This is a genomic window from Myxococcota bacterium (assembly GCA_040387835.1).
Taxonomy (GTDB): Bacteria; Myxococcota; UBA727; order UBA727; family JABDBI01; genus JAZKCZ01.
This window is the reverse complement of sequence record JAZKCZ010000001.1, coordinates 263,444-283,517: the sequence shown is the minus strand read 5'-3', so window position 1 is coordinate 283,517 and position 20,074 is coordinate 263,444. Positions and strand designations below refer to the sequence as shown.

Here is a 20,074-nt window from a genome sequence, read left to right as displayed (position 1 = left end):
AATGAAACTGGCATTCTTTATCCTGCTATCGTTTTCCTGGGCTGCCAGCAGCAAGCCGGATGCAGCTTGCCAGAATGTTCATTTAGCTGACATCGGATGGACCGATGTCAGCGCCACCACGGCTGTGACGGCTGAGCTATTAAAGGCTTTAGGCTACACGCCAAAAATTTCGCTGCTATCTTTACCAGTCGCCCTCGCAAGCTTAGACAATGGACAAGTTGACGTGTTCCTGGGTAACTGGATGCCGAGTCAAGAAGCGGATCTGAAACCCTACTTAAAGCATGGCAACATCGAAAATTTGGGTAAAAACTTAGAAGGCGCAAGATACACCTTGGCAGTGCCCGAATACGTCTACAATGCAGGCGTCAAGCATTTCGACGACCTCAAAAAATTCGCCCCGAATTTTAATCAGCATATTTATGGCATTGAAGCAGGCAACGATGGCAACCGGCAAATTCTAAAAATGCTGTCTCAAAATGCCTTCGGCCTACAATCATGGAAACTGATTGAATCCAGCGAACAAGCCATGCTCACCAGCGTCAAACAAAGCATGGCCCGCAAAGACTGGGTGGTTTTCTTAGGCTGGGCCCCACATCCCATGAACTTATTGCTCAATCTCAAATATCTTGATGGCGGCGATGCATTCTTCGGGGCTAATTACGGCGCAGCCAGCGTCTCAACCTTAACTCGTAAGAACTTGCGTACCACGTGCCCTGCCCTAGGCCACTTTCTAACCAACCTCAAATTTACTGTCGAAGAAGAAAGCGAACTCATGGCCTTGATACTTGAACAGAATTTAACGCCTCAAAAAGCGGCGCAAGCATGGCTAGGAAAGCATCCTCAAAAGGCGATGCAATGGACGGGAGATAAAGAGTCTTTAGCCAAATATCTTTTTGGCATAAACAATTTTTCAGACTCCTTCCAGCTAGAACCTATTCCCCTAGGCGCCTTTGCCGAACGCGTCGTTAATCATTTTACCAAACGTTATTCAAATGAATCGTTGATCCTTTCCAAAAGCATCGAGGCCAAGATCCAGGCTCTGATTGGGTTTTTGCTGAGCATCCCGGCCTTGCTGCTGATCTTGTTTATATCTGCGGTTATCTACAGCTGGCGGCGTTCAGTTAGACTTGGCTTTGGTGTGTGTCTCGGACTCATGGTTATCTTAAATCTTGGGCTTTGGACGCAAACCATCCAAACCCTCGTGCTGGTCTTGCTAGCAACTCTAATATCCTGCTTGCTCGGCATTCCGCTGGGTGTTTTAGCCGCCCGCAGCAGGCGCGCGTTGATGGTGCTCAGGCCCATCCTTGACTTGATGCAGACGCTCCCCTCGTTCCTATATCTGATACCGGCGCTAATGTTGTTTGGACTCGGGGTGGTTCCGGGGCTTATCTCCACACTCATCTTCGCCATTGCTGCCCCGATTCGCATGACCCACTTAGGCCTCAGCGGTGTTCCCCAAGATCTTTTGGAAGTTGGAAAAGCGTTCGGCGCCTCCAGATGGCAGACTTTTTGGAAAATCGAATTACCACATGCCTTGCCGTCCATCTTAACTGGGCTGAACCAGTGCATCTTGCTATCCCTGTCCATGGTGGTGATTGCCGCTTTGGTAGGCGCTGATGGCTTGGGCACCTCCGTGGTCCGAGCACTGAACACCGTCAATCTTAAACAAGGGTTTGAAGCCGGATTGGCCATCGTGATCCTCGCACTCATCCTCGATCGAACCCTTCAACCCCGCCCTACCCGGGAGAAGTTGCCATGAGTATTTTATCTGTTCACCACCTAGACGTCATTTTCGGGCAAACGCCTGCCATCACCTACCCGCTTTTAGACGCCGGCCATACCCGCCAGGAAATCAGACAAAAAACGGGTCATACTGTTGCGGTCTCGAACATTTCATTAAGCATCTTAGAAGGCGAGATCGTGGTCCTCATGGGTCTTTCTGGATCAGGAAAGTCTAGTCTTCTCAGGGCATTCAACGGCCTAAACCCCGCCGCTCGGGGCCAAGTTTGCTTTAAAGAGCAGCCCATCACCAACTTCCCGCAGTTTAGGCGTAGCGATATTTCCATGGTTTTCCAGCAAGCCTCGCTACTACCAAACCGCACCGTCAGCGAAAACATCGCCCTAGGTCTTGAAATCAAGCATCTCGATACATCAAACCAGACCCGAATTGTCTCAGAGAACATCGAGCGTGTCGGCCTAAGCCAATGGGCAAATAGCTTTCCCAAAGAGCTATCGGGAGGCATGCAACAACGAGTCGGCATCGCCAGAGCGCTAGCAACCGAATCCAGCGTGCTGTTAATGGACGAGCCTTTCTCAGCGCTGGATCCGCTCACCCGCTCACAGCTACAGCAAGAGCTTTTAAGACTCCAAGCGGACTTAAAAAAGACCATTGTATTTGTCACACATGACCTGAACGAAGCACTGCTGCTAGGCAATAGAATCGTCATCTTAGAAGAAGGCCGCGTGATTCAAATCGGTACCCCAAAAGACATCGTTCAAATGCCAGCCAACGCCTATGTAGAGCGCTTTGTTCAAAACGTGAAAAGCCACTGTCCTCGATGTGCCGATCAGTCTTTCGTCTGATGCTCCGAATTAGCAACTATCGGAGTATGTAAAGAATGCAAAAAGTTGACCGCAATCAAGAAGAAGCCTGGATTGACCTCTCGCTTGCAGGAGACACCAAAGCCTTCGCCAAACTCTACGATCGCTATTTTAATCAAGTGTATGCATTTTGTGTGCGCATGCTGCATGGTCACGGCGATCCGGAAGATCTGGTGCAGCAAGTATTTTTAGAAGCCTGGCGTTCTTTGCATCGATTTGAAAAGCGATCACTCTTTTCAACTTGGATTACCCGCATTGCCATCCATACCTGCTTAAGCTTCCTGCGCCGCACCAACAAAGTAAGGCCCCACAATAGCTCAAATCCAGAAGCCTTCGAAAAGCAGACGGAATTCGTCTGGATGGAACCAGCAATGCCCTTAGAAGAGCAATTGTCCCGCAAGGACCGCAAAATCGCCATTCACCAAATCCTACAAACTTTAACCCCAAAGAAAAAAACCGTCTTTGTGCTGTCCGACATGCAAGGCATGACCGCACCCGAAATTGCCGCTGTGCTAAAAATCCCCGACGCAACCGTGCGCACCAGGCTCTTCCATGCGCGCCGCGAATTTCTAGATGCAGTGAATCAAAACTCGCACTATAAAGAACTGCTAGGTGTTTAACGACTTACTAAACGGCGACCGCAGGGCGCTAGCAAAAGCAATTACCCTGGTTGAGAGTTCAGCCCCAGCTGACATGGCCGCAACCACTGGGCTCTTGCATGAGCTGGCAACTTGGCAAGCATCAAGGCCCCAACTTGCCTTCAAAATAGGCCTCTCAGGCCCTCCCGGTGCAGGAAAAAGCACCCTGATCGAATCATTCGGCCAATACCTCCTAGAACAAAACAAGTCTTTGGCCGTCCTAACCATTGATCCCAGCAGCCCGGTCACCAAAGGCAGCCTGCTGGGCGATAAAACCCGAATGCAGCAACTGGCGCGTCAACCCAACGTTTTCATCCGCCCTTCCCCGGCCAAAAGTCATCTCGGCGGGATTTCCGAGCACACGGGTAAAGCCATCAGCCTATGTGAAGCCGCAGGCTATGATATTATTTTGGTAGAAAGCGTCGGCGTAGGCCAATCCGAAGCAGAAATCGTGAAAATCGTGGACAAGTTGGTCCTGGTGCTCCCCCCGGCTTCAGGCGACGAACTGCAAGCCCTCAAACGAGGTATCTTCGAATTGGCCGATGTTATCTTAATCAACAAAGCTGACGGCGATCTGAAAAACGCTGCTGAGCAAAGTAAACAAAGCTACGCCGGCGCACTGAAACTCATGGGCAGACCCACACCCGTTTTAAGCGCCAGCGCCAAAGAGCGCACAGGCTTTAACGCCCTATGGCAAACTCTCTCCAAAGCCATGATGCTTCTTCTCTTCATCGCTACCGGATGTGCAAAATCAGGGACCACAACCTCAGAATTAATCGCGGCCCTGCAGCAAAAAAATCCAAGAATCGCACGCCAAGCGTTGGTCGCTCTGACCAGAAAGCCAGACCCCAAGGCTTTAGAAGCCATTATTAGTTACTCAGAACGCAAAGGCACCGAAGATCGCATTGCAGCCATCTTGGCCATCCGACAGCTGAACGATAAAAGGGCCATCCCTTGGCTGTATGTGCTGTCCAAAGGCCATTTAGATGAAAGCGTACAAAATGCTGCCGCACAAGCTTTGACATTTTTAGAAAACCAAGATAGGTGAGCTTTCGTCGGGGTGTAGCTCAGTTTGGTAGAGCGCCTGGTTTGGGACCAGGAAGTCGCAAGTTCAAATCCTGTCACCCCGACCACTTTTTTCCTTCAAAATTATGCGACGACTACTTCCCTTAAGCTTTCTTGCTCTATCTCTTTCTGCCCAAATCCACGAAATTAAATCCATGGCCGAAGTCGCATCCTTCGCAGATGCAGACACGGTAATATTTTTTGATCTGGATAAAACCGTCTTCGATGGCGTTGGCCCACATTGCACCGCGGACTGGATCTATCAGCAAACCGCAGGTGCACAAAAAACCGGCATGCCCATCAAAGAAGCCGCCATACTTCTAAGACCCTACTGGGAAGCGCAGCAAAGCCACTGCCAAGTTAAAGCCATTGAGGCGATCACCGCCGCCGAAATCCGCAAATTACAAAACAAAGGCCTAACCGTCATGGCCCTAACCGCACGTTCGACTCTGTCCCTCGAAAGCACCCTGAAACAACTAAAATCCGTAAACGTCGATTTCAGCAAAACGGCCTGGCCAAAAGTAGAAATCGTTGAACCCACTTTCGAAAAATCAAACTTTCAACATGGCGTCTTTCTAAGCGGCGACAGACCCAAAGGCGAATTATTCGGCTCGTATTTCAAATTGAACTTGGTCAAACAGATGCCAAAAACCATTATCTTGGTAGATGATTTAAAAACAAACCTAGAAAGCATGCAAGCCGTAGCACAAGCGCAAAACATCAAATTCATCGGCCTCTATTATCCTCTAATAGATAAACGCTCAAAACGGCCCGCAAAGCGGGCTCCAAGTAAAGCCCCGGGTGTAGCGCAAAGCGCGTAACCCGGGGTAAACCATGCCCCACCTAGGATAGCACCGAAGGTGCGACTGAATTACTCATCCGTCAGCCGAGCTTTCAGCTCTCTCATTTGAATTTTCTATGTAACCCACGGTTTCCGCTGACGCTCCAACCGGGGCTTTATTCAGGGTCAGCTTCGCAGACCAATCCAGCTAAAAAATCTACTTGAGTTTTTACCCTCATCGTATAGATTCGCATCTCCAGCGCCCTTAGCTCAGCTGGATAGAGCACCGGCCTTCTAAGCCGGGGGTCACAAGTTCGAGTCTTGTAGGGCGCACCAACTAATTTCCAGTCGCAGGCAAAGGTTCGCGGCGTTCAAAGCTGCCTAAAATTCGTTTTTTTAGAAGTTCTTCTGTTATGCGAGATGTGCCGGACACCCTCTCCTGCTCTTGAAGAGCCTCAACCTGACCCACAAACTCTCCTATAACGGATTGAATCGTTCTGGCACCAGGATTTCTCTTTGCATCTTCGTCGATTATAAATGGCAAATATTCCGTACATACTTTTCGGATTTCTTCGATCTCATCGTCTGCAAGAAATTCTGATTTCTCACAAAGTGACTGTTCCAAAGACCCCGTAGCCGCTACTTCTTTTTCTGAACGAGTAAGTTTAGAAAGAGAGAGCTGGGTAATTCGACTTAACAAAGCTGTATTTGTCAGGGGATAATTACTGGCAAATAAAAATGTTGAACGCGAAGTATCAATTTTTATGCCCAGGCCTACATGATTTAGAGTACTTGATGAAGGGTCAGTTATTTTTTTAAATTCCGCCTGGATTTGTTGCCGTTTCATTTGGTTCAAATCGAAGCCAGCGCTTTGCGACGTCGAATCGCTGAGATATTCGCCTGCTTCGTCAAAAAAGATGATGGGGTTTTTGTAGCCACTTGAAATATAACAAGATGCTATTTTTCCCACTACCTCGCTATCAGATTTTGAAAAACCATAATCTTCGTGTTCAAAACCTAAGAGTTGAGAAGGTTCGAGCGAGCTCATGCTGACATAACAAATTGGGACATTAAGAGCCTCACCTAATTGCTTAACAAATGTTGTTTTCCCTGTTCCCGGAGGTCCATAGAGATACGCCTGGACTCGACTTCCCTTGGAGGTCACAGAATTGTCTCTAATGGCCGAGACGAGAAGCTCCAAGGCAGGCTGTTGTTCCTCAGGATATCGACTAATCAAATCTCTCGCTCGATGATCCAGAATTTTTTTTATCTCTTTATCGCCATTTCTATCTCGGTGCGAAATATTTAGAATTTTGGTTGGAAAGGCCAAATAAACCTGTTCTCTTCGTTTCAAATATCTGAAGGCAGCATCAGTTTGTTTCTGCGCGAGCAGGGCCGTAATTGTACGGTCAAAAGACTGAATTTTTTGTACGATATCTTCCGGCAATTCTTTGATTCTACCTGCCGATTTTTCAATTAACTCAGTATGCACATATTTGAGCCCTTCATTTTGGTCCATAATTGATTCACGAACCGAATTAATAACGCTCGATCCGAATTGCTGGAACGCAGCTCCCAACGCTATTAATGTAGAACCTACCGCGGAGCCAAGAACTTTGAACCCAGAGCTGTGAGGCCAGTGGTCACCGACAACGTAAGGCCTTGCCAACTCAAGTCTCTTGCTATTTTGTAAAAGTCCCTTCTACCCGTGCAATAGTATTGTTGCAGTCTTTCAAATTCAAGTTTTCTTGATTCAAAGGTATTCAGATCGTTCGAATTTCTTTCTGCCCACTCTGCAAAACGTTCAACGTCATCTGCTTCAAGCGTTGTTTTAAAGTTGATGGAAGAAAATTTGGAGCAGTCGAGACTTGCGATATTCTGAGCGGCCACGGAGGAATCTAGATTTGCCATAATTACAACAAAAAATAGCAATATATTAAAAATAGACATTTTGTTCTTTTATTATGCTTTATTTATCATGTCGAACCAGGAAATCTTGGGCAGGAGCACCTAAGATTGGCCATTTGGAGAGTTACTATAATGGGCCACACGTCAGCAAATAATGCGTCATCTCGAAGAAAGCGTGGCAGCGCCAGCTGAAAGAAACCAGTTTTGCGTTTGAAGCGTTCCTCTTGTTTCGTATATGGCTTCCCCGCGAAGCATCAAACGGTTCGCGGAAATAATGGGCAAAGGGCGCTCAACTCTTGGTGAGTGGTCCCAAAAATATCGTTGGAATAACCGCTGGCAGCTCTGCGTGAGACTCAGCCTGACATCGATGCGATTTACTTACAAAACCAGGTGCTACTGCCCGAGGAAGTAGCGCTGAATCGATCTAGAAGCGGGACTTTTACTACGGAGACAATTGCTGGTGTTGAGAACAGGAAATCGATCCTGGCATCCGAGGTGTCGTCATGAAATTTATTTGTATGCTATCTGTCTTGATGTTTGGTCAGAATGTTCTTGCGGTGACTTGGGTAGAAGATGCTTACCTTTTTGGCGCACCAGAAACCAGAACGTTTAAGATTACAAATTACGATCATGACACTGACGTTGCTTATTATCAATTTACAGGTCTAGCAGATGACATGGTTCAATTGATAGTAGGATTTAGAACACCTGAAACGGTGCGAGCTCAAAATATTCCTGCTGTTGCTCTCGAACAAGAATTTAGACGATTGCTGGAAGCAGATAAAACCATCCCTCAGGACTTTATAGTCACCGTTTTAAGACGACTTGGAACAGACTCAGCTTCAACAAAATAAGTTAAGTGTAGATGTCGCATTCAAATCGGGACAAATACGGCCGCCAAAAATGTTTATTGGAGGCTATCTTTGGTTATGAGAAATCAGATCGTCTCTGTTTTATACATTTTATGGTCTTTTTGTGGCTATGCTCAAATCTGTTTTGAGGGAATTCCCTTGCCTGTTGACTCACAAGTCAACATTGAAGAAAAAGTGCATATTAAACAGTCTGCCCTTGAGAAACTCAGATCGGAGATGAAGGAAATCAGGACACAGCTCGATTTAAATAATTCCCAAGATCAAATAAAATGGCTCCACTTGAGTAAAAGATATCAAGAACTGATTGCTCTTTCAGAAAAGTCAGTCCAGCTAAACTCAACGTGTTCGCAGGAAGCCGAAACCTTTTTTCGATGTCTTGCGCTTAAGACAAAGTACATCGAAGCTGAAATGAACTATCACAAGCAAAGGGCAGCAGCAGATCTTTCTACCTCAGGAGGACAGCGAAAGTGGCTAGCGATAGGTGGACAACTCCATGATACGCTGGTTTATATTTATGCTGAACTAACGACTTGTCAGAGTTCGCAGCCTCGCGGCTGAATAGCTCAAGGGATGTGATTCCGGTGGAAAACATTAAACCAATTAGGCAAGCTGTCGAATACCAATCTTATGCTTGAGATATTCTTTGGTATTAGAGACGCCTTTTTTATGTTCTTTGTTTTTTTGGATTGAATATATCAATCAAGATATCGAGGGTGGCGAGCCTTGAGGGGTTTGTGGGATAGAATCCCGGACTTTAATAAGCGTTTCTTAAATCGAGTGCCACCAACATGAATAAAGCTGCAATGTCTCCGCTATTCGATCGCCTTGTAAGTGTCTCTACCCAAGCGTCGTCTCTGAGGTCCGCTCGGTGGTGTAATGTTTCTGACTGAATTGCTTCATCTCTGATCCTTTCTCTTTGCGCAATTATTGGGGCCAGTAGCTCGTTGATAGCTGTAGCCAGCCAGGGCCTTCTGCAATTGGGACATGGAATACTGGTTGTATGACTTGGCCTATGATTGGCTAGGCCTTCAATACAAGTTGGGCAAATATGATGTAAGCAATCACAAACCTGACGCAGATCCTCTGTTTCGAAACAAACCTGGCACTCGGCGCACTCATCGTCCCCCGGGTCTGGTTGGGCAAATAAATCTGTATTTGCGGAAATTGACAATAATAGAGCGCAAAGTATTTCTTTCATCATCTTACAGAAACTCAATGCGAAGTGAAATTATTCAGCCTCACCCAGCTAGGTTTTGAAGAAGGCATGGACCTAGGTTGTGCCCACTAAGGCACTAGGCCCATCGATTAGCGCAATTCGAGTCGTGTAGGGTGCGCCAATTTAAGGCCGGAATACTCTGCCTTCTTCGTGCTGTTTCCTCTCAGCATGACAACTACTTTATTTAAGATTTCTCTCCTTTTTTCGGTCGTTTTCCCGCTTGTTGCGGCCAGCCCCAAGGAGTGCCTAGGGGTGCGCGATGATCTCACTGCAACGCGCTGCATTACCGAATGGATGAAGCATCAGGCCTATGGCGAAAACTCCTTATCAAGCACTGAAAACGGTTGGACCTTAAGCTCCAGTGACCTAACCCGTCAAAATATGTTTCTCGTATTGGACTTCATAAAAAAAAATGGCGACCGCTCAAACCACATCTTTAGAACGGATGCCCGCATCACTCAATTTGACGCTTTTCTGGTTGTGGCGCTCATGAATGACGAAACATTACTCAAATATTACGGATTATCGTACGATGCCTCAAAACCGATGAAGCCCATTTTAATTGCCAGACTAAATGCTGTCAGTATAGATGAAGGCGAAGAATCAAAGGATATGGTCCGGAAACGCTTCACCCTGGGAATGAACTTGTGGGGTGATGAAACGGACAAAATGTATATTCTGCCGGAATAAAAAGCATGGCAAAAATTTTGGTTACTGGTGCAACCGGCTTTATCGGCAAGCGCCTCATTGTTCAACTTCTAGAGCTCGGACACCAGGTCTACGGGCTTTCCAGGATTAGAGGTGTGCCTATTTTAGCCACCGACAACCCCAATCTCCACACCCTCTATGGCGACTTAAGCAAAAAGGATGGCAAGCTTGAAGTTCCGGATGACATAGAAGCCGCATACTATCTCGTTCACTCAATGGCGCACGATGTTAAAAACTTAGGTGACCACGAAGAGAAAGTTGCAAAGCGATTCTTAAAAGCGTTAGAGGGAACTGCTTGTCAGCAAATCATATACCTCAGCGGCATTACCAGTGATTCAATCAAGCGATCCGAACATTTAGCTTCCCGGCGAAATGTCGAAAAGGTACTTCAAACCGGCCCAGTTCCTGTCACGGTCCTAAGATCTAGCATCATTATCGGTGCCGGCAGCGCCTCGTTTGAAATCATTCGAGATTTAACCGAAAAGCTACCCGTCATGCTGGCACCCAAGTGGGTACGGAGCCTGTGCCAGCCCATCGCGATTGTGGATGTCATTTTCTACCTGTCAAACATACTTTTTAAGCCAGAGGCTTACGCTCAAACTTTTGATATTGGCGGCCCTACAGTCATGAGCTTTAAAGAAGTTCTGCTGCGTTACGCGAAATTTAGAAATCTCACGCGACTCATTGTCAATGTGCCGCTATTAACCCCTCGCCTCTCAAGTTACTGGCTCGTTTTGATAACTTCAGTGCGCTATTCTATCTGCTCCTACTTAGTAGACAGTATGAAGTACGACAGCGTCTGCAGAAATCACCAGATCCAAAATATCCTACCGCATGATTGCCTGGCTTTTGAAGAAGCTTTAGAGCGAGCATTTTCAAAGATATCTCAAAACGAAGTTCTATCTACCTGGATGGACGCCTGGTCCATCAAAGGTGATAACCTGGATTTGCTTAATTTTATCCAAGTCCCCAAAGAAGGCTGTTTCACCGATATCAAGCAGCTCGAACTAAAACTCCCAAATGACGCTGTCACCAAACGCATCTGGGCCATCGGCGGCAAAAATGGCTGGTATGGTCTTAATTGGGCTTGGAGACTGCGAGGCCTATTGGACAAAATCATGGGTGGAACGGGCCTAAATACCGGCAGACGACACGCGACCGAATTCAAAGTGGGCGATTCCATTGATTTTTGGAGGGTGGTAAAAGCCGATAAAGACCCCTGCCACCTAATACTTTACGCTGAAATGAAGCTTCCTGGAGAAGCGTGGCTTGAGTTTAAAATAGACAACCGAAGCTACATTCAAACCGCGACCTTTAGACCTAGAGGACTATTGGGAAGGCTATATTGGTGCGCCATGCTGCCATTTCACTTCTTCATTTTTGGAAAAATGGCAAAAGGTTTAACTGAGCCAAAAAATCTAAATGGCCGATAGTTAACAGCATGAGCCACAATCAAATCGTTAGACAACAACGTTTCCAACAATATCGTCAAGCTGATGCCACAGAGCATCCCAACCACCAGCCCAGAAGCCGCGGCACGGACACGCAACTGACGCAGCCTGACTCCATGCGAGCAGTCAACCACGAGCTAAAGCAGATTGCTAAAGTCATGGGCCTATCGCCTACTGACTCCCGCGTGGTCAGCGTTTTGAGAGCCCGCATTTAACAAAACCATCGGCGATTTAGGCGATGGCGGGCGTGAGTAATCTACCACTGTGATGGAAGACAGACTCATGTCACCTGGCATGCTAACGGCATAACCAGGCACCGTGCTATCAGAAACCACTGGGATATCATCTTCCGCACGATCAATGCGAATGTTGCAAGTACGGAGCAGCTCTGGGAAGGTGATCATCTTATGCCGTGCCCAACTAAACATTAAGATATTCGAGTGGTATTGAGTTTGAAACATGCTCAATGACGCTGCTTCCAGGCGTTTCAAACATTCGCAGACTTCCAGCTCAACACTTAGTTGCAAGCAAGAGGCACACGCCCTAATGCGAGGGTGCCATTCGGCCATCACAAATCCGCAGCAGAAAAATATCAGCATTATTTTTGGAAGCATCAGCTGTTAAAGAGTTAGCTTAGCGAAATTATTCTGCCACAGCCGTGCCATAAGCCTTATGTTAGGCTGTTTTGATGAAAGGTAAATATTGCGTCCTTCTTATGGTTCTCGTGTTTGCGCTTGGATGCTCCCATGCGCCCCAAACTTCGCTGCAGACAGTCTCTCACGTGGATCTGAGCCGGTACATGGGCAAATGGTATGAGATCGCTCGCCTGCCCAATCGGTTTCAAAAGGGGTGCCTGAGATCCACCGCTGAATATGCTTTAAAAGATGGCGTCGTATCCGTTATCAACCGATGTGATTTGGAAGATGGTTCGATGAAAGAAGCGGTTGGTATTGCTCAAGTGGTTGATGCGCAGACCAATGCCAAGTTGAAGGTAAGTTTTCTGCCCGATTGGCTGCGCTGGACTGGTTTTGGTTGGGGGAATTACTGGATTATTGATTTGGATGATAACTATGAATATGTTGTGGTGAGTGAGCCTGAGCAAAAGTATCTCTGGATTTTAAGTAGATCGCAGACAATTAAGCCTCAGAAATACGATGAGATCTTAGCTAACATTAAAGCACAGGGATTTGACATATCAGCCCTAATTATAGATAAGAGGTAAATGAACAGAACTATCTTATTAAAGCTAGCGCTTATGTTTTTTGCGCTTCATATGGATATTTCTGCGGGTAAAAAGGTCATAAAGCCCGTTCCTAGTAAGCCTGGGAAACACGAAATGCTGCTCAATATGCCTTTGGAATATGGGCATCGTTGGGCGATGGATCCTTGGCTTAAAAAGCAGCCTGAGTATAAGCCTATGCTGGACTGGCCTGGATTTTCAGGGACTGATTTGACATGCTCGCCCGGAAAGCGCTGTCATAAAGCCAACGATATCAACCCACTCACCAAAACCATTTACCGGTTTTAACACCGGTTGCTTTAGCGTCTAAAAGCAGTACCCTTGCGGGCTGATGTTTCAACTTATTTTAGGTCTATCGATTTTAGCAGGCGCCGGCCTCGGTTATTTTGGTGGCGACGCCGCGACTTATATTAAGCCGCTGGGAGATATCTTTCTCAATTTGGTGCTGACGATTGTGGTGCCGCTGATATTTTTTAGTATCTCCGCTGCAACTTCGCGCGCTGCGCAAGTCGGACGGATTGGCAAGATATTTGGAACGATGGTGGTGGTGTTCACGGTCGGAAGTTTGGTTGCGGCCACTCTTGGTTTAATTATCGTGCAGATTTTCCCACCAGCTTTAGGCGTGCATTTAAGCCTGCCCGCGGCTGAATCCGTTGCTGCACCACATTTGTCCGAGCAATTGGTGGCCATGCTTACGGTTTCAAATTTTTCTGAGCTTTGGTCTCATAAAAATATGCTGGCGCTCATGCTTTTTGCCATCTTATTTGGGGTGGCCTCTGCCTCCAGCAGGGTACTGTCTTCGTTTTTGGAAGCTGGTGAAGAAGTGATGATGCGGATGTTTTCTTACGTCATGTATTACGCACCCATCGGCTTTTTTGCTTATTTTGCGCATTTGGTCATGACGCTTGGGCCGCAGGTTGCGGTTAATTATGGGCGGGTGACGATTATTTATTATCTGTTTGCGGCGGCTTATTTTGTGGTGGTGTACTCGGCTTATGCCTATTTGACTTCCTCCGCGTTAGGCCTTCGAATATTTTGGGCAAATATCTTTTTGCCAGCTAGTACTTCGCTGGCTACTTGTAGCAGTGCGGCCAGCATACCAGCGAACTTGAAGGCCGCTGGTGCTATGGGTGTTGAACCTGAAATATATGAGACCACCCTGCCCTTAGGCTCGCTGCTTCATAAGCACGGCTCGGTCATGGGAGGGGTTTTTAAGATCGCATTTTTGTTTGGCGTTTATCAGATGGATTTTTCGGGGCTGAGCATCTGGCTGACGGCGATCGGTATTGCATTTTTAGTGGGCACCGTGATGGGCGCGATTCCTAGCGGCGGGATGCTTGGGGAGCTTTTGATTATCAGCGCTTATGGTTTTCCGCCTGAAGCGCTGATGATTATCGCTGCCATCAGCATCATTATTGATCCGATGGCAACTTTACTGAACGTGACTGGCAATACCGCTGCCACCTATCTAATTGGGCGATTGGCTCGCTAAGCTGCCGATTGAGACACCCGACTCGCTACCGTCTGTATGAACGAGTGTTAAAGTAATAGGATTTGAGCTTGCGGAAGCGCCAATGAACTTTCTGACATCTGCTCTGGTTATCCTCGCTTTACCGTCCATGGAGGTCATTAGAACCCAATCAACGTCTTTGGCGCATTCGATTTGAAAGCTGTCAGTACTGCCGGTGACATTGCATACGGAATTAGGATGCGCGGTAAAATTGGCAATACCGCCGTGAGGCAACACATCCGCGCCACAAGCTGAAATCACCAATAACATTGAAGTTAACAATGCATAATTAAATCTATTTGCCATAATCAGGCCTCCATTAGATTTTGTAACTGACACAAATCAATCTGTCGAGTTTTGGGCCTACGGCTATAAAAGCGTGCCGCTTAAAATCATGCTGGCCACCGAGAAGTAGATGATTAGACCAGTCACATCGACCAACGTCGCCACAAATGGTGCAGACGCGCTCGCAGGATCGAAACCTAATTTTCTCAGCAAAAATGGCAACATGGAGCCGGTTAGGGTGCCCCATAGGACCACGCCTACCAAGCTACAGGCTACAGTAACTGCCACAAGCCAATAGTGCTCGCCATAGCTTGGCTTCCAGTATTGCCAAATAATCACGCGCAAAAAACCAATAGAGGCGAGCAATATACCAAGCATCAAGCCTGCAACGAGTTCTCGATGCATTACCCGCCACCAATCCTTGAGGCGGATTTCTTTTAACGCCAACGACCGGATAATGAGTGTCGTTGCCTGTGAACCCGAGTTTCCACCAGAGCTAATAATGAGGGGGATAAAAAGCACCAGCACCAACGCTTGCGCTATCTCTTGCTCGTAATGCGCCATCGCTGTGGCAGTGGCCATCTCGCCGATGAATAGTGCCATTAGCCAACCGCCACGTTTTTTAAGCATGTCAAAAAGCGAGACTTGAAAATACGGTGCATCCAGCGCTTCCATACCCCCGACTTTTTGCATGTCTTCGGTGGCCACTTGCTGAGCGGCTTTGGCCAAATCGTCATGAGTGACAATGCCCTTCATATGGCCGTCTGCATCCACCACGGGCAAGGCAATAAAGTGGTATTTAGAGAAAAGTCTTAAAACCTCTTCCCGATCCATTTGTTCGGGAACGGAAACGACATCCCGGTGCATAATGTCGCTAATCACTTCGTCTTCTTTGGCCAGCAACAAGTTTCGAAAAGATAAGACGCCTATCAAACGTTGATCTCGCTCTAACACGTAGGAGTAGTAGACAATTTCAACGTTCTTTTTGGCTTGCGCGCTCAGATATCTGGCCGCTTCGCCTACCGTCATGTCGGGCCGGATTCTAATATAACGAGGGTTCATCAAGCCACCGGCAGCATCTTCCGCATAGGCCATCAGACCGATAATTTCTCGCCTGGCATTCTCATCGAAATGCGCCAGCGTATCACTTCTTAATTCCGCCGGAAGCTTTTGAATCAAATCTGCAGCGTCATCCAAGCGTAGCAGCCGAATCCATACTCCCCAATCGGCTAGCGACAGCTCACCAATTAGCTCCATCTGCTCTTTTTTAGAAAGCTTTTCGAACAAATTTTCCGCTTGAGGCGGCGGCAGGGCGAAAAAGTGTTGCCGGCGGCCTGGCAGGTCAAGCTCGCGCCAGCGTGTTTTCCATTCGCCAGAAATTTGTTCGACGGACTCTGCCATGCCAGATTAGGGAGGCGGCACGCAGCTACCGTTCAAACGTAATCAAGCGCTTGTCCATTTGCAGGCTTTATCATTGCTGAGTAAATAGCGATATCTAGAGATAAGCCTGTAAATCACTTGCGCGATTTGTTTGCTAACCGGCAGCTGGCAAAGCTTAGACAAAATCGGATGGCCAGTGACTGACCAAATCAAGGCAAAGGCATCAACGCCAACCAGCACTCGGCCTCGCTCATCTTTCAAATGCAACCAACGCCTCAAAGCCACTGGGTCCAGGCCTTCTGCCTGAGCATTAAAGTCAGGTCTGCTGGCGTCCACCAGCTGCATTAAATTCAGGCGATCTCTAGCCTTTAATTTAGCCATTTCATTTCTACAAATTCCACAAGCGCCATCATAATAAATTGTTAGTTTTTTCATCACGAGCTATAATATCCTACTGAAATGGCGTTTGAAACAACTTATTACCTAACCGGTCTATTGCTTAAACGCAGCCTCGGACTTGTGTATCTTTTAGCTTTTATCGCTGTGATTCATCAATACTTGCCCCTGCTGGGAAAGAACGGTTTATTACCAATTGATAGGTATATCAAACGATCTAACTTCAAAGAACGACCCAGCCTGTTCTTCTTGATGCCACAGGACTCGGCTATTTTAATTTTTGGGTGGCTTGGCGTTGCTCTTTCATTGATGGTGTTGTTCGGACTGCCAGAGCGATTTGGCATTTGGGTGTCCTTCAGCGTTTGGGTGCTTTTATGGCTGCTTTATTTATCATTCGTTAATGTTGGGCAGATTTTCTATTCATTTGGATGGGAATCCATGCTTTTGGAAGCCGGATTTTTGGCCATCTTTTTGGATGGGGGCAATGTCACTATTTGGCTTTATCGATGGTTTTTGTTCCGGGTGATGTTCGGGGCGGGCATGATTAAGATCCGAGGGGACAAGTGTTGGCGGGATTTGACCTGCCTTTATTATCACTATGAATCGCAGCCCATTCCTAATCCACTCAGTTGGTATTTCCATCATCTGCCTAAGCCGGTGCATCGATTTGGCGTTTTAGTGAACCATCTTGTCGAGCTGGCGGTGCCCTTTCTCTATTTTATGCCGCAGCCAATTGCGGGCATTGCTGGGGCAGCAACCATCTTGTTTCATGGCTGGCTTTTTATGAGCGGCAACTTTGCTTTCTTGGGCTTTTTGACCATGATTTTGTGCATCAGCACCTTTAGTGACGCTCAGCTGATTTGGCTATTTGGGGATTCCTGGGGTATGCTGCACCATAGCGAGGTGTTAAGCACTTTGACATATGGCGTTGCGGCGCTGGTCGCAGCCTTAAGCATTAAGCCCATTCGAAATATGTTTTCTCGCCGCCAAATCATGAACGCCAGTTTTGATCCATTCCACCTTGTTGGAACTTACGGTGCTTTTGGGTCTATCACCAGGCCGCGTTATGAGCTGATTATTGAGGGAAGCTGGGATGGTGTCCATTGGCAGGCTTATGAATTCTGGGGCAAGCCGGGCGATTTAAAGCGCGCAGGCATACAAATTGCACCGTATCATTTGAGATTAGATTGGTTGATGTGGTTCGCGGCCATGTCATCGCCTTATCAACATCCATGGCTTTTTAATTTGATCGGCAAATTAATGCACAATGACCGTGCGCTTTTGCGCTTATTTCGCACCAATCCATTTAAAAACCGGCCGCCGGTCCAGATTCGGGTGCAACGATATGTGTACCGCTTCACAACGCCTGCCGAGCGCGCATCGAGTGGAAATTATTGGCATCGGGAGTTTATCGAAGACTTCTTACTGACATCCCCAACAATCCCAGGCGGAGTACAGGCATAGACCGCAGACGGATGGAATGACATAGGCGATGCCGCCAATAAGGCCAAAACCGAAGGTGAGCTTTTTCATAAAAGTCGATACCTGCTCCTCTTTATCCGCCATGACAAATGCTAAAACCACCAGAATTAGGGCAGATACCGACATTCCCCAGGAACTCACCAATTCCCAAAAGGTGGGCACATCGTGTTGGCCATTTTGAGATTGCATCTGAGAGATATTTTTTAAAACCAAATCAGCGATCGCGCCAAGCGGCACGCAGCCAAGCTCAGTGCCATTGCTGGACAGCCATACGCACTTGCCGGGGTCCGGATAAGCCCCGGCAGTTAAACAGACCATCAGCAGGAAAACGAAAATGCGCATCAAGGCATAAACCAAGATGGCTTTAGCCAGATTCCTTAGGCTTTGGGCGTGCTCAGCTTTTGCATGATATCGACATCAAGCGGATCCATGTTGGTACTATAGGCGCTGACGTAAGTCCCTTTAAGGCCGGAGCTGGGATCAGACAAAGCAAACAAAATCAATTCGTCTTCCAGATTGGTGTCACCTTCCAATCGGAAAGTTTCATCAACGCTCAGTTCCGTTGGTTGGAACAGCTTGTCAGCGGGTGTTGCCTTCAGCTTACCTGCGTGGGCTCTGAAATCCTCGGTATATCCTCGGGCATTGAAACGTTTTATCGCTTGTGACAGGGTTTCTGGTTCTAACATTTTCTCAAAATACCATATTTAAACACCCATGATGCAACTACCCGAAGATTTCGAAATAGATTTACTGATTGAGCTCGATGAGCCTGACGAAAATCTGGCCATCGCCCAATATATTTCTCAGAAATTAGGCGTTGCTCCAGAGATTTTGCCGCCTTTTGAAATCAAGCGAAGAGCCATCGACGCCAGACACGGCAAAGTACGATTCTTGCTTACTGTCGGCACCGTGCCCACCGGTGAAGTCGTGCTTGCTGAGCCTAAGCCACGGGCTGTACAAGGCGCGCCGGTGTTGATCATCGGCGCAGGACCGGCAGGTCTTTTTTGTGCTTATGAACTCGCACGCCAAGGCATCGCTTCGATTATTTTTGACCGTGGCAAGATGGTTCAAGCAAGGCGTAGAGATTTGAAAGGTCTCACGCAGCATGGCGTGGTGGATTCCGATAGCAATTATTGCTTTGGCGAAGGTGGCGCAGGGACTTACTCAGACGGCAAGCTCTATACACGTTCTCACAAGCGCGGTGACGTACGAGATGTCTTGGAGATTCTGGTCGCGCATGGCGCACCGGAGAATATTCTGACGGACGCTCGTCCGCATATCGGCTCCAATCGCCTGCCTAAAGTGATCACTGCCCTTCGGGAGCATCTTGAATCATTGGGCGTTCGTTTTGAGTTCGAGCGGCGGGTTGTTGATATCTGCGTTGATGGGGAATTGGCGGTTGGTGTGCGCCTGCATGATGGCACTGAAGTCTCCGGGAGATCAGTAGTCGTTGCGACCGGTCATTCAGCACGCGATATGATTGATATCTTGGCTCGCATTGGTGCGGATCTAGAAGCTAAGCCTTTCGCGATGGGCGTCAGAATTGAACACCCACAGCCGATAATTAACAAAATTCAGTATGGGCGCTTCGCAGATCACCCAAAACTTGCTGCAGCACCCTATCGCTTGGCCTATACGCCTGAAGACGGACGGGGAGCCTTCTCTTTTTGTATGTGCCCAGGGGGTTGGATTGTACCAGCGTCTACCGAAGCGGGTGAGTTGGTTGTTAATGGCATGAGCTTGTCTCGTAGAGACTCACCTTACGCCAACTCCGGCTTAGTTGTAGCAATCACCGTGGAAGATTCCGTTCGTGCGGGCCTAAGCCAGCCATTGGGAGGCATCGAGCTTCAACGACGCATTGAGCGAGCAGCCTGGAACGCCGGCGGGGGCGAGCTTTGTGCGCCTGCGGTCAGGGCTACCGATTTCGTTAAAAGACGCACTTCATCCACCCTACCCGCGACCAGTTATGAGCCGGGCCTAAAATCTGCCGATATGGAAGCGATTTTAGACAGCTGCGGCCTGCCGATTGCCACGAGACTGCGTGAAGCACTGCTCGCTTTCAGCAAGAAAATGCCAGGTTATCTTTGCGAAGAAGCGGTTTTGGTAGGCGTTGAAACCAGAACCTCAAGCCCAGTTAGAGTTTTGCGAGATGCGGTCTCTTTCATGTCTCCGAGCATTCGAAATCTTTACCCATGTGGTGAAGGAGCCGGCTATGCGGGTGGAATCGTCAGCGCTGCGATGGATGGGGCGATTGTGGCCAGAGCCATCGGAAAAGTTTAAACGGGAAGTCCCCACCAAAAGAAGTCTCGATCCCTACCTTTAGACGACTTCTCCTCAGCTTCCTCTTCTTCCAGGCTCTCGCATCCAGCCAAATGAAATATTTCATGTTCCAAATGAGCTCTAATCTCAACCGGCGCAAATAGGATAGCAATCAGCAAGAAAATAAACGGCATACCGTACTCCTTTGACGACGTTAAATCTCCGTAATTCGACTTAGGTAATCGAGAGGATAGCGACGGAAAAATAACAAGTCAAATTTCT

The 20,074-nt window shown here is 47.7% G+C and carries 24 protein-coding genes and 2 tRNA genes; 17 read left to right on the top strand and 9 right to left on the bottom strand.

Features of this window, described 5'->3' with window-relative positions; all coding sequences use genetic code 11:
* Nucleotide 1 precedes the first annotated feature (1 nt).
* The 7 genes from choX to V4534_01385 all read left to right on the top strand — a co-directional run bounded on the left by choX (nt 2) and on the right by V4534_01385 (nt 5,421).
* Nucleotides 2-1,759: a choline ABC transporter substrate-binding protein gene (choX, locus tag V4534_01415; protein ID MES2503513.1), complete on the top strand. Its 1,758-nt coding sequence runs from the start codon at nt 2-4 to the stop codon at nt 1,757-1,759.
* On the top strand, nt 1,756-2,583 hold the full coding sequence (locus V4534_01410; GenBank protein MES2503512.1) for an ATP-binding cassette domain-containing protein: 828 nt from the start codon (nt 1,756-1,758) through the stop codon (nt 2,581-2,583). The genes choX and V4534_01410 overlap by 4 nt, the downstream gene beginning before the upstream one ends.
* Nucleotides 2,584-2,618: 35 nt before the next feature.
* Nucleotides 2,619-3,221, top strand: coding sequence for an RNA polymerase sigma factor (locus V4534_01405; GenBank protein ID MES2503511.1), 603 nt, complete (start codon nt 2,619-2,621; stop codon nt 3,219-3,221).
* The gene (gene meaB, locus V4534_01400; protein ID MES2503510.1) at nt 3,214-4,287 is read left to right on the top strand and encodes a methylmalonyl Co-A mutase-associated GTPase MeaB; all 1,074 of its coding nucleotides are present in this window, start codon (nt 3,214-3,216) and stop codon (nt 4,285-4,287) included. Before V4534_01405 ends, meaB begins: the two co-directional genes overlap by 8 nt.
* A gap of 8 nt (nt 4,288-4,295) precedes the next feature.
* A tRNA-Pro gene (locus V4534_01395) sits at nt 4,296-4,372 on the top strand.
* 18 nt (nt 4,373-4,390) lie between these two features.
* Nucleotides 4,391-5,125, top strand: a complete 735-nt coding sequence (locus V4534_01390) for a DUF2608 domain-containing protein (GenBank protein MES2503509.1) — start codon at nt 4,391-4,393, stop codon at nt 5,123-5,125.
* A gap of 219 nt (nt 5,126-5,344) precedes the next feature.
* A tRNA-Arg gene (locus tag V4534_01385) sits at nt 5,345-5,421 on the top strand.
* A gap of 1 nt (nt 5,422) precedes the next feature.
* On the opposite strand, the gene V4534_01380 is transcribed toward V4534_01385, so the two are convergent.
* The gene (locus V4534_01380) at nt 5,423-6,604 is read right to left on the bottom strand and encodes an AAA family ATPase (protein ID MES2503508.1); all 1,182 of its coding nucleotides are present in this window, start codon (nt 6,602-6,604) and stop codon (nt 5,423-5,425) included.
* 77 nt (nt 6,605-6,681) lie between these two features.
* Entirely contained in the window at nt 6,682-7,035 is a 354-nt protein-coding gene (locus V4534_01375; GenBank protein MES2503507.1) for a hypothetical protein, read from the bottom strand.
* A 461-nt stretch (nt 7,036-7,496) separates the two neighbouring features.
* Between V4534_01375 and V4534_01370 the strand changes: the two genes are divergently transcribed.
* The 5 genes from V4534_01370 (at nt 7,497) to V4534_01350 (ending at nt 11,455) form a co-directional block, all read left to right on the top strand.
* Nucleotides 7,497-7,847 (top strand): hypothetical protein, encoded by a 351-nt coding sequence (locus V4534_01370; GenBank protein ID MES2503506.1) that lies wholly within the window; start codon nt 7,497-7,499, stop codon nt 7,845-7,847.
* A gap of 75 nt (nt 7,848-7,922) precedes the next feature.
* The gene (locus V4534_01365) at nt 7,923-8,423 is read left to right on the top strand and encodes a hypothetical protein (protein MES2503505.1); all 501 of its coding nucleotides are present in this window, start codon (nt 7,923-7,925) and stop codon (nt 8,421-8,423) included.
* Between the two features lie 826 nt (nt 8,424-9,249).
* Nucleotides 9,250-9,771, top strand: a complete 522-nt coding sequence (locus V4534_01360; GenBank protein MES2503504.1) for a hypothetical protein — start codon at nt 9,250-9,252, stop codon at nt 9,769-9,771.
* A gap of 5 nt (nt 9,772-9,776) precedes the next feature.
* Nucleotides 9,777-11,222 carry an SDR family oxidoreductase gene (locus V4534_01355; protein ID MES2503503.1) on the top strand — a complete coding sequence of 482 codons (1,446 nt, stop codon included), beginning with the start codon at nt 9,777-9,779 and terminating at the stop codon, nt 11,220-11,222.
* 8 nt (nt 11,223-11,230) lie between these two features.
* The gene (locus tag V4534_01350; protein ID MES2503502.1) at nt 11,231-11,455 is read left to right on the top strand and encodes a hypothetical protein; all 225 of its coding nucleotides are present in this window, start codon (nt 11,231-11,233) and stop codon (nt 11,453-11,455) included.
* On the opposite strand, the gene V4534_01345 is transcribed toward V4534_01350, so the two are convergent.
* Nucleotides 11,405-11,839: a hypothetical protein gene (locus V4534_01345; GenBank protein ID MES2503501.1), complete on the bottom strand. Its 435-nt coding sequence runs from the start codon at nt 11,837-11,839 to the stop codon at nt 11,405-11,407. The genes V4534_01350 and V4534_01345 overlap by 51 nt on opposite strands.
* A gap of 116 nt (nt 11,840-11,955) precedes the next feature.
* Between V4534_01345 and V4534_01340 the strand changes: the two genes are divergently transcribed.
* From V4534_01340 to V4534_01330, 3 genes are read left to right on the top strand one after another with little or no spacing between them, the layout of a single operon-like run.
* Nucleotides 11,956-12,462, top strand: coding sequence for a lipocalin family protein (locus V4534_01340; protein MES2503500.1), 507 nt, complete (start codon nt 11,956-11,958; stop codon nt 12,460-12,462).
* On the top strand, nt 12,463-12,768 hold the full coding sequence (locus tag V4534_01335) for a hypothetical protein (protein ID MES2503499.1): 306 nt from the start codon (nt 12,463-12,465) through the stop codon (nt 12,766-12,768).
* A gap of 43 nt (nt 12,769-12,811) precedes the next feature.
* Nucleotides 12,812-13,972: a dicarboxylate/amino acid:cation symporter gene (locus V4534_01330; GenBank protein MES2503498.1), complete on the top strand. Its 1,161-nt coding sequence runs from the start codon at nt 12,812-12,814 to the stop codon at nt 13,970-13,972.
* Here V4534_01330 and V4534_01325 read toward each other — a convergent pair.
* From V4534_01325 to V4534_01315, 3 genes are all read right to left on the bottom strand, one after another.
* Nucleotides 13,949-14,296: a hypothetical protein gene (locus tag V4534_01325; GenBank protein MES2503497.1), complete on the bottom strand. Its 348-nt coding sequence runs from the start codon at nt 14,294-14,296 to the stop codon at nt 13,949-13,951. The two genes, V4534_01330 and V4534_01325, sit on opposite strands and share 24 nt — an antisense overlap.
* A 63-nt stretch (nt 14,297-14,359) precedes the next feature.
* Complete coding sequence (gene mgtE, locus V4534_01320) at nt 14,360-15,676, bottom strand: magnesium transporter (protein ID MES2503496.1); 1,317 nt, start codon at nt 15,674-15,676, stop codon at nt 14,360-14,362.
* A gap of 42 nt (nt 15,677-15,718) precedes the next feature.
* Complete coding sequence (locus V4534_01315; protein ID MES2503495.1) at nt 15,719-16,090, bottom strand: DUF393 domain-containing protein; 372 nt, start codon at nt 16,088-16,090, stop codon at nt 15,719-15,721.
* Nucleotides 16,091-16,114: 24 nt separating this feature from the next.
* Here V4534_01315 and V4534_01310 point away from each other — a divergent pair, with 24 nt between their 5' ends.
* Nucleotides 16,115-17,515 carry a lipase maturation factor family protein gene (locus V4534_01310; GenBank protein MES2503494.1) on the top strand — a complete coding sequence of 467 codons (1,401 nt, stop codon included), beginning with the start codon at nt 16,115-16,117 and terminating at the stop codon, nt 17,513-17,515.
* On the opposite strand, the gene V4534_01305 is transcribed toward V4534_01310, so the two are convergent.
* Complete coding sequence (locus tag V4534_01305) at nt 17,474-17,875, bottom strand: hypothetical protein (protein MES2503493.1); 402 nt, start codon at nt 17,873-17,875, stop codon at nt 17,474-17,476. The two genes, V4534_01310 and V4534_01305, sit on opposite strands and share 42 nt — an antisense overlap.
* A 35-nt stretch (nt 17,876-17,910) precedes the next feature.
* Nucleotides 17,911-18,219 (bottom strand): phosphoribosylpyrophosphate synthetase, encoded by a 309-nt coding sequence (locus tag V4534_01300; GenBank protein ID MES2503492.1) that lies wholly within the window; start codon nt 18,217-18,219, stop codon nt 17,911-17,913.
* Nucleotides 18,220-18,247: 28 nt separating this feature from the next.
* Here V4534_01300 and V4534_01295 point away from each other — a divergent pair, with 28 nt between their 5' ends.
* Nucleotides 18,248-19,813, top strand: a complete 1,566-nt coding sequence (locus V4534_01295; GenBank protein MES2503491.1) for an NAD(P)/FAD-dependent oxidoreductase — start codon at nt 18,248-18,250, stop codon at nt 19,811-19,813.
* Here the strand turns inward: V4534_01295 and V4534_01290 are convergent.
* Nucleotides 19,810-19,986: a hypothetical protein gene (locus tag V4534_01290; GenBank protein ID MES2503490.1), complete on the bottom strand. Its 177-nt coding sequence runs from the start codon at nt 19,984-19,986 to the stop codon at nt 19,810-19,812. The genes V4534_01295 and V4534_01290 overlap by 4 nt on opposite strands.
* Between the last annotated feature and the right edge of the window lie 88 nt (nt 19,987-20,074).

What these genes read in the sequence shown, in the direction of transcription:
- choX (MES2503513.1), top strand. Translation starts at nt 2, where the DNA reads ATGAAACTGGCATTCTTTATCCTGCTATCGTTTTCCTGGGCTGCCAGC.
- V4534_01410 (MES2503512.1), top strand. Translation starts at nt 1,756, where the DNA reads ATGAGTATTTTATCTGTTCACCACCTAGACGTCATTTTCGGGCAAACG.
- V4534_01405 (MES2503511.1), top strand. Translation starts at nt 2,619, where the DNA reads ATGCAAAAAGTTGACCGCAATCAAGAAGAAGCCTGGATTGACCTCTCG.
- V4534_01390 (MES2503509.1), top strand. Translation starts at nt 4,391, where the DNA reads ATGCGACGACTACTTCCCTTAAGCTTTCTTGCTCTATCTCTTTCTGCC.
- V4534_01380 (MES2503508.1), bottom strand. Translation starts at nt 6,604, where the DNA reads ATGGACCAAAATGAAGGGCTCAAATATGTGCATACTGAGTTAATTGAA.
- V4534_01375 (MES2503507.1), bottom strand. Translation starts at nt 7,035, where the DNA reads ATGTCTATTTTTAATATATTGCTATTTTTTGTTGTAATTATGGCAAAT.
- V4534_01370 (MES2503506.1), top strand. Translation starts at nt 7,497, where the DNA reads ATGAAATTTATTTGTATGCTATCTGTCTTGATGTTTGGTCAGAATGTT.
- V4534_01365 (MES2503505.1), top strand. Translation starts at nt 7,923, where the DNA reads ATGAGAAATCAGATCGTCTCTGTTTTATACATTTTATGGTCTTTTTGT.
- V4534_01360 (MES2503504.1), top strand. Translation starts at nt 9,250, where the DNA reads ATGACAACTACTTTATTTAAGATTTCTCTCCTTTTTTCGGTCGTTTTC.
- V4534_01355 (MES2503503.1), top strand. Translation starts at nt 9,777, where the DNA reads ATGGCAAAAATTTTGGTTACTGGTGCAACCGGCTTTATCGGCAAGCGC.
- V4534_01350 (MES2503502.1), top strand. Translation starts at nt 11,231, where the DNA reads ATGAGCCACAATCAAATCGTTAGACAACAACGTTTCCAACAATATCGT.
- V4534_01345 (MES2503501.1), bottom strand. Translation starts at nt 11,839, where the DNA reads ATGCTGATATTTTTCTGCTGCGGATTTGTGATGGCCGAATGGCACCCT.
- V4534_01340 (MES2503500.1), top strand. Translation starts at nt 11,956, where the DNA reads ATGGTTCTCGTGTTTGCGCTTGGATGCTCCCATGCGCCCCAAACTTCG.
- V4534_01335 (MES2503499.1), top strand. Translation starts at nt 12,463, where the DNA reads ATGAACAGAACTATCTTATTAAAGCTAGCGCTTATGTTTTTTGCGCTT.
- V4534_01330 (MES2503498.1), top strand. Translation starts at nt 12,812, where the DNA reads ATGTTTCAACTTATTTTAGGTCTATCGATTTTAGCAGGCGCCGGCCTC.
- V4534_01325 (MES2503497.1), bottom strand. Translation starts at nt 14,296, where the DNA reads ATGGCAAATAGATTTAATTATGCATTGTTAACTTCAATGTTATTGGTG.
- mgtE (MES2503496.1), bottom strand. Translation starts at nt 15,676, where the DNA reads ATGGCAGAGTCCGTCGAACAAATTTCTGGCGAATGGAAAACACGCTGG.
- V4534_01315 (MES2503495.1), bottom strand. Translation starts at nt 16,090, where the DNA reads ATGAAAAAACTAACAATTTATTATGATGGCGCTTGTGGAATTTGTAGA.
- V4534_01310 (MES2503494.1), top strand. Translation starts at nt 16,115, where the DNA reads ATGGCGTTTGAAACAACTTATTACCTAACCGGTCTATTGCTTAAACGC.
- V4534_01305 (MES2503493.1), bottom strand. Translation starts at nt 17,875, where the DNA reads ATGCGCATTTTCGTTTTCCTGCTGATGGTCTGTTTAACTGCCGGGGCT.
- V4534_01300 (MES2503492.1), bottom strand. Translation starts at nt 18,219, where the DNA reads ATGTTAGAACCAGAAACCCTGTCACAAGCGATAAAACGTTTCAATGCC.
- V4534_01295 (MES2503491.1), top strand. Translation starts at nt 18,248, where the DNA reads ATGATGCAACTACCCGAAGATTTCGAAATAGATTTACTGATTGAGCTC.
- V4534_01290 (MES2503490.1), bottom strand. Translation starts at nt 19,986, where the DNA reads ATGCCGTTTATTTTCTTGCTGATTGCTATCCTATTTGCGCCGGTTGAG.